The organism is Nonomuraea sp. NPDC048892, from assembly GCF_040649735.1.
Taxonomy (GTDB): Bacteria; Actinomycetota; Actinomycetes; order Streptosporangiales; family Streptosporangiaceae; genus Nonomuraea; species Nonomuraea maheshkhaliensis.
On the sequence record NZ_JBEZFZ010000066.1, the window covers coordinates 1 to 6,105 of the forward strand.

The following is a 6,105-nucleotide window of genomic DNA, read 5'->3' on the forward strand; positions in this document are numbered from 1 at the left end:
GATCACCCCCGCCCTCGGCGGATACCACACGCCCCGCTCCGGCCAACTCACCCAACCCCCCCACCACCCCCAACTTGCCTAACTTCCCCACACACAACGACCGGCGTCCGCTCAGCGCTGAGCGGACGCGGGGATCATCCCCTACGCGGCCAGTTGCAGACCCAGGCTGGTCAGATTGGTACGCGCCCAGGCCAGCTCCTCGGCCAGCAGCGACACCAGCGCGCCAGGCCCCTTGGCCCGCCCGGGAACCATGAGGTTGTGCGTCTCGACCTCGATGTGCGCACTGCCGCTCACCGCGCCCGACAGCAGGGCCGTCAGCGTGTCGTGCAGCACCGCGCCCGTGCTCGGCGTCTCACCCGTGTGGTTGTGCACGTGGCCCAGCTTGACCACGGGCGCGCCGGCCGCGGCCAGCCCCTTCAGCGCCACATCGGGCTCCTCGGCCCCGCACGCGAGGTGGCAGGCGTCCAGGCACACGCCCAGGTGCTCGGAGTCGATGCCGCCGACCCGCTCAAGCGCCTGCTCGGTGGTCTCCAGCACGCAGCCGGGCCACGGCTCGAACCCGACCCTGATCGTCTTGCCCGTGGTGCTGTAGATGCCGCGCAACTCGCGGGCCAGCCGCTCAAGCCGGCGCGTGGCGATCGAGTGCAGGTCGGCGGGCCAGTCGCGGCGCCAGCCGATCGGGATCGTCGAGATGCTGCCGAACCGTACGTCCTCGGGCAGCAGGAACGCCAGGATCTTGGCCAGCGCCATCGTGTAGCGGTAGCGCTCCGGCTTGGCCCAGTCGGGCCCGGGGACCTCCTGGTTGCGTCCGCCGGTGCCGTTGAGGCTCACGACCTCCAGGCCGCGCTCCTCCAGGGAGCGGCGCAGCCGTACGAGCTCGATGCGGTCGGCGGTGAGGTGGTCGGCGACGGCAGGGGACAGCCAAAGCCCGATGCCCATCCGCTCCACGCCCAGCCGCTTGCGCACCGGAACCGCGTAACGCGTCAGGTGGGCGATGAGGTTCTCCAGGTCCTCAGCGGGGTGGACGCCTGCGTTGTAGGCGAGGTGAACGAGCGTTCCGTCATCGTGACGCAGGCGCATCGGTTTCCTCCACGGCTTGCTTTGAGTGTTCCCTCGCCCGCCTCGAAACGTACGAGCCATGTGAGCATGCCTGCTTGCGGGTGGCACGCGCGTCCGCCCTGAGTTGACATCTCGCTACTCCCTGCGGAGCAGCCTTCAGCCTAGGAACACGCACTTGTCGCTCACTTGGATGAGACTTGGCGAAGCTCTACGCAGTGTAGTACTACTCGCGGTGGCGTCATACCCGTTGACCCAACAATTACGCAACGACCGCAACCTTCTCACTTCCGGCCATCTCGTACGGTGAAGATCACCAAGATGCTCCCGTACGCGGCCCCAAATCCCCCACACCGCCCCATTCCCCCATACATAGGCCCGGGGTCCCCACGACCTCCGAACACCTCCCCAGCACCCCCACAGAGCCACCCACCCCTTTCTCGGGCGGAGTGCCACGGTGGCCCCCACCCGAGAAGCGGGTCACAACCCGGCGCCGCCGGTCGCGTCGATCACCCTGCCCGTCACCCAGCGAGCGTCGTCGGAGGCGAGGAACGCCACGACGTCGGCGATGTCCTCGGGCTGCCCGACCCGGCCCAGCGCGTGCAGCGACGCGGCGTTGGCCAGGGCGTCCGCGTTCCCGCGCAGCCATCCCGCGTTGAGGTCGGTGTCCACGATCCCGGGGGCAACCGAGTTCGCCGTGATGCCCCGCGGGCCCAGTTGCTTGGCCAGGTTGAGCGTGAAGGTGTCCAGGGCGCCCTTGGAGGAGCCGTAGGCGCTGATCTCCGGCATGGCCAGCCGGGCCGCGCCGCTGGAGATGTTGATGATCCGCCCGCCGTCGCGCAGCCGGCTGAGCCCCTGCTGCACGATGAAGAACGGCGCCCGCACGTTGACCGCGAAGACCTCGTCGAACTCTTCCTCCGTGAGCGAGGCCAGGTCCGAACTGCGGCCGATGCCGGCGTTGTTCACGATGATGTCGACGCCCGCCCGGAGCGAGTGCCGCTGGACTTCGGCGTCGAACGCGGCCCACAACGCGGCCGCGTCGCCGTGCCTGCCCAACTCGGCCCGGAGCGCGAACGCCCGGCCTCCGTTCTTGCCGATTCGTTCCACGACCTCGCCGGCCGCGGCCTGATCGCGGGCGAAGGCGACGGCCACGACGGCGCCGTCCCGGCCGAGCCGCTCGGCGATGGCTCGCCCGATCCCCCTGCTGCCGCCGGTGACCAGTGCCACCCTGTCCTCCAGCACACGTCCGCCCATGAATGTCCCGCCTCTCATTTTTTGAGTGTTCACTCAACAAGTACGGTAACACTACTTCTTGAGTGAACGCTCTAGAATGTGAGTCATGGGGCAAGCAGGCGCAGCACGAGGCCGTCCGCGTACGTTCGACCGTGACACGGCACTCGCCGCGGCCACCCGACTGTTCTGGGAGCGCGGCTACGAGGCCACCTCGCTCAACGAGCTCACCGAGGCGATGGGCATCAGGCCAGGCAGCCTGTACGCCGCCTTCGGCGACAAGAAGGCGCTGTTCAAGGAGGTCGTGCACGCCTACACCCGCTCGCCCGTCGGCGCGTTCGTCGGCGTGGCCCTCCGCGAGGAGCCCACGGCGCACCACGCTTTCGCCCGCATCCTGCGCGAGGCCGCGGCGATCTACCCCGACCCCGCACATCCCGCCGGCTGCCTGACCATCAGCGCCGCCACCAACGTGACCGTCCAGGACACCGAGATTGCGGCGTTCCTGCGCGATCTGCGCAACACGAACCTCGCGATCTTCCAGGACCGCCTGCGCGCCGCTCAGCAGGACGGCGAGCTACCCCCGCACGCCGATCCCCGCGCGCTGGCCGGATACTTCGCCGCCGTCATCCAGGGGATGTCGCAACGCGCCCGGGACGGAGCCGACGCGGCCGAACTCACCCAGATAGCCGACCTGGCCCTGACCGCCTGGCCAAGACACGAGCCAGGCCACTCCGGCTGACACCCGACCCCACGCGACCAAGGCCACCCAAGCCGACGCACAGCCCCGCGTGACCCCAGACCGCCCAAGCTGACGCACAGCCCCGCGTGACCCAAGCCCGCCCACGGCACCGCACGTTACCGCCGCCTCCGCACGCCTGTCCGCACCCGCCTCCGCACATTCGCCATCAGAGAGCGGGCGTCGTCAGAGAGCGGGCGTCGTCAGAGAGCGGGCGTCGTCAGAGAGCGGGCGTCGTCAGAGGGGGTCGGCGCGTCTTTCCAAACGGCCGCCACCCGGCGGAGTGATGATCATGATGGTGCTGGGGATGTCGAGCTGGATCCGGTGCCACCGTCCGCGCGGGACGATGGCGGCGGTGCCGGCCGTCAGCCTGATCTCCTCCTCCTCTTCCCCCTGCCGCCCCGGACGTTGCGGACGTTGCGGACCTTCCGGCCGCGCCGGACGGAGGTAGAGGCGGATCTTGCCGATGACGCAGGACACGATCTTCTCGGCATCGGTGTTCACCTGCCAGTGGTCGGCGTGCACGTCGACACCGGTCCTGGCGTGGAACGCCTTCAGATGCCAGTCATCGCGCCCGGCGTCCACCGGCCGGGGACCGGCGTGGATCCTGCCACCCCTCGACAGGTGGATGCCGGACGCGGAGAGCTCGATCGGGGTCACGGTCATGGGGTTTCGGCGGTGGCGGTCAGGACCGCGCGGCCGAGGATGTGGCCGGCGATGGTGAAGCCGAGGTAGGCGGGGGTGGCGTCGGCCGGGACGCCGATGGTGTCGGTGTCGAGGGCGTGCACCACGACGAAGTAGCGGTGCGGGCCGTGCCCCGCCGGCGGGGCTGCGCCGAGGTAACGCGCCACGCGGGCGTCGTTGGCCAGTTGGTAGGCGCCTTCGGGGAGACCGGAGCCGGTGTCGTCGCCCGCGCCTTCGGGCAACGCGGTGACGGTGGCGGGGATGTCGGCCACGGCCCAGTGCCAGAAGCCGGAGCCGGTCGGCGCGTCCGGGTCGTACACCGTGACGGCATAGCTCTTCGTCCCCTCAGGGGCGCCGCTCCACGACAACTGCGGGGAGACGTCCTTTCCTCCCGGAACGCCCGCGGACAGCTGTGCGGCGGGCCAGGGAGCGCCGTCGGCCAGCGTGGTGCTGGTGACGGTGAAGGAGGGCACCTCGGGGAGGCGGGCAAAGGGGTTGTTCACGTCTGCTCCTTCAGTGAGCTGGTGAGGAGGTCAGCCGACGAGTCGGCATCCACGAACGGCACCATCGAGGGTGCCGTCCGGACATCATCGACCATAACATGAATAATCGATTATTTGGCGAATGGTCTATCCTGAGGACATGACGCAGACCGTCGGCCCATCGACGAAGCAGATGCTCTCCGAGCGGGTCCACGCCCGGCTCCAGGAAGCGATCATGAGGGGCGAGTACGCACCGGGCGAGGCGCTCAAGCCGCAAGAGCTGGCCCAGCAGCACCACGTCAGCCTGGCCGTCGTACGCGAGGCCCTGGTGCGCCTGGTCGGCGAGGGTATCGCGGTGCGACTGCCCAACCGCGGCTTCGCCGTCCCCGACTTCTCGGACCAGCGGTGGCAGCAGATCGCGGAGGCCCGCCGCACGATCGAGCCGGTCATGCTGCGCCTGGCGATCGAGCGCGGCGACCTCGACTGGGAGGCACGGGTGCGGGCGGCCCACCACCGCCTGACCCGCACGCCGGTGTACGTGCCGGAGGAAGGCGAGTACTACAGCAGCGCTTGGTCGGAGGCACACCGCGCCTTCCACCGGACGCTGCTGGACGGGTGCGGCAACCCCGTGCTGCTGGACACGTTCGACCGGTTGTGGACGGCCGGCGAGCTGGCCCGCCGCTGGTCGGCGCAGCGCACCCCCGACCGCGACGGCGCCGCCGAGCACCGCCGCCTGGAGGAGGCGGCCCTGGCCCGCGACGCCGACACCGCCGCCGACGTCCTGGCCCAACACCTGACCCTGACCGTCGCCGCCCTCACCTCCGCCCCTGATACACCCGATGCACCTGATGAAGTCAGGCCACAGCTGTGACCTGCCACAGCCGGCGGTGCGGCCCACAACTAGCAGTCCGGCCCACATCCGGGCAGCGCGGCCCATAGGAGGCGGTGCGACCCACAACTGGCGGCGCGACCCACAAGCCGGGCAGCGCGGCCCATAGAAGGCGGTGCGACCCATAGGTGGCGGTGCGACCAGCCGCAGCAGCCGATCCACTCAACGCCGTCCTGGACGGCCCGGCCATGCTCGGCATACTCGGGTCTACTCGCCTGACGTGCTTGCCCAACCGGCCGCCGATCACACGGTCGTCGCTCCGAAGCGCCGTCCTTGACGGCCATGCTCGGCATGCTGAGTTCGACTCGCCTGACGTGCCTGCCTGACCGGCCTCCAAGCGGCTGACCAGCCAGTTCGCCTGACAACCGCAAACGGGAAGACGTGGTCGGTGGTCCCGGAAGGATGCCGGGGACTCACCGACGAGGCCATGAACAGACCGCACGGACGTCGCGAGCAAGCCGCACGGAGGTCCACCACCGCCAGCCCCATCCAGTTGGGCGAGCTCGCCGGCTGAGCGGGGCGGCGGCGACTACGTGCGCAAGCCGGCCAAGGAGATCATCCCGAACGAGCAGGCCGACATCCAGAAGATGTCCGGCTGGCTCACGTCGTGGTCTCTGCGCTGCTCCCACGACGGCTCACCGCCGACCTCGACCTCGGCCCCGACCTCGGCCCCGGCCCCAGCCCCAGCCCCAGCCCCAGCCCCGGCCCCGGCGCCGGCGCCGCGCGTACGACGCGAAAAGCCCCCGCGTGATGATCCACGCGGGGGCTTTCCTCAGAACAGGGTCAGTTCTGGATCGGAGCGGCGATCGCGGCGGCCGAGTCCGGGATCTTCGAGGACGTCTCGCCCTTGAAGATGAACTTGGCGTTGTCGCCCTCGCCCTCGATCGTCACCTTCACGACCTGCCCCGGACGGAGCTCGCCGTAGAGGATCTTCTCCGACAGGGAGTCCTCCAGCTCGCGCTGGATCGTCCGGCGCAGCGGCCGGGCGCCCATGACGGGGTCGTAGCCGCGGTCGGCCAGCAGCTGCT

7 protein-coding genes and 1 pseudogene are annotated in these 6,105 nt (G+C 70.0%); 3 read left to right on the top strand and 5 right to left on the bottom strand.

From position 1 onward, the window contains the following. Positions 1–141: 141 nt before the first annotated feature. Together AB0C28_RS56005 and AB0C28_RS56010 are read right to left on the bottom strand one after the other, a co-directional pair. On the bottom strand, positions 142–1,080 hold the full coding sequence (locus tag AB0C28_RS56005; protein ID WP_357846612.1) for a TIM barrel protein: 939 nt from the start codon (positions 1,078–1,080) through the stop codon (positions 142–144). A 456-nt stretch (positions 1,081–1,536) separates the two neighbouring features. Next, positions 1,537–2,310 (bottom strand): SDR family oxidoreductase, encoded by a 774-nt coding sequence (locus AB0C28_RS56010; RefSeq protein WP_358085712.1) that lies wholly within the window; start codon positions 2,308–2,310, stop codon positions 1,537–1,539. An 85-nt stretch (positions 2,311–2,395) separates the two neighbouring features. Between AB0C28_RS56010 and AB0C28_RS56015 the strand changes: the two genes are divergently transcribed. Continuing rightward, positions 2,396–3,025, top strand: coding sequence for a TetR/AcrR family transcriptional regulator (locus AB0C28_RS56015; protein ID WP_358085715.1), 630 nt, complete (start codon positions 2,396–2,398; stop codon positions 3,023–3,025). Between the two features lie 234 nt (positions 3,026–3,259). On the opposite strand, the gene AB0C28_RS56020 is transcribed toward AB0C28_RS56015, so the two are convergent. Continuing rightward, a complete protein-coding gene (locus AB0C28_RS56020) occupies positions 3,260–3,688 on the bottom strand; it encodes a cupin (protein WP_357846618.1) in 429 nt (142 codons plus the stop codon). Next, a complete protein-coding gene (locus AB0C28_RS56025; protein ID WP_358085718.1) occupies positions 3,685–4,209 on the bottom strand; it encodes a YbhB/YbcL family Raf kinase inhibitor-like protein in 525 nt (174 codons plus the stop codon). Before AB0C28_RS56025 ends, AB0C28_RS56020 begins: the two co-directional genes overlap by 4 nt. A gap of 139 nt (positions 4,210–4,348) precedes the next feature. On the opposite strand from AB0C28_RS56025, the gene AB0C28_RS56030 reads away from it, so the two are divergent. Further along, positions 4,349–5,059 carry a GntR family transcriptional regulator gene (locus AB0C28_RS56030; protein WP_357846622.1) on the top strand — a complete coding sequence of 237 codons (711 nt, stop codon included), beginning with the start codon at positions 4,349–4,351 and terminating at the stop codon, positions 5,057–5,059. A gap of 625 nt (positions 5,060–5,684) precedes the next feature. Next, the gene (locus tag AB0C28_RS56035) at positions 5,685–5,828 is read left to right on the top strand and encodes a hypothetical protein (protein WP_358085721.1); all 144 of its coding nucleotides are present in this window, start codon (positions 5,685–5,687) and stop codon (positions 5,826–5,828) included. 32 nt (positions 5,829–5,860) lie between these two features. Here AB0C28_RS56035 and AB0C28_RS56040 read toward each other — a convergent pair. Continuing rightward, a pseudogene (locus AB0C28_RS56040) lies at positions 5,861–6,105 on the bottom strand (ATP-dependent Clp protease ATP-binding subunit ClpC); the annotation flags it as partial.

Excerpts from the sequence above, each read along its gene's own strand:
- AB0C28_RS56005 (WP_357846612.1), bottom strand. The coding sequence starts at position 1,080 with ATGCGCCTGCGTCACGATGACGGAACGCTCGTTCACCTCGCCTACAAC.
- AB0C28_RS56010 (WP_358085712.1), bottom strand. The coding sequence starts at position 2,310 with ATGGGCGGACGTGTGCTGGAGGACAGGGTGGCACTGGTCACCGGCGGC.
- AB0C28_RS56015 (WP_358085715.1), top strand. The coding sequence starts at position 2,396 with ATGGGGCAAGCAGGCGCAGCACGAGGCCGTCCGCGTACGTTCGACCGT.
- AB0C28_RS56020 (WP_357846618.1), bottom strand. The coding sequence starts at position 3,688 with ATGACCGTGACCCCGATCGAGCTCTCCGCGTCCGGCATCCACCTGTCG.
- AB0C28_RS56030 (WP_357846622.1), top strand. The coding sequence starts at position 4,349 with ATGACGCAGACCGTCGGCCCATCGACGAAGCAGATGCTCTCCGAGCGG.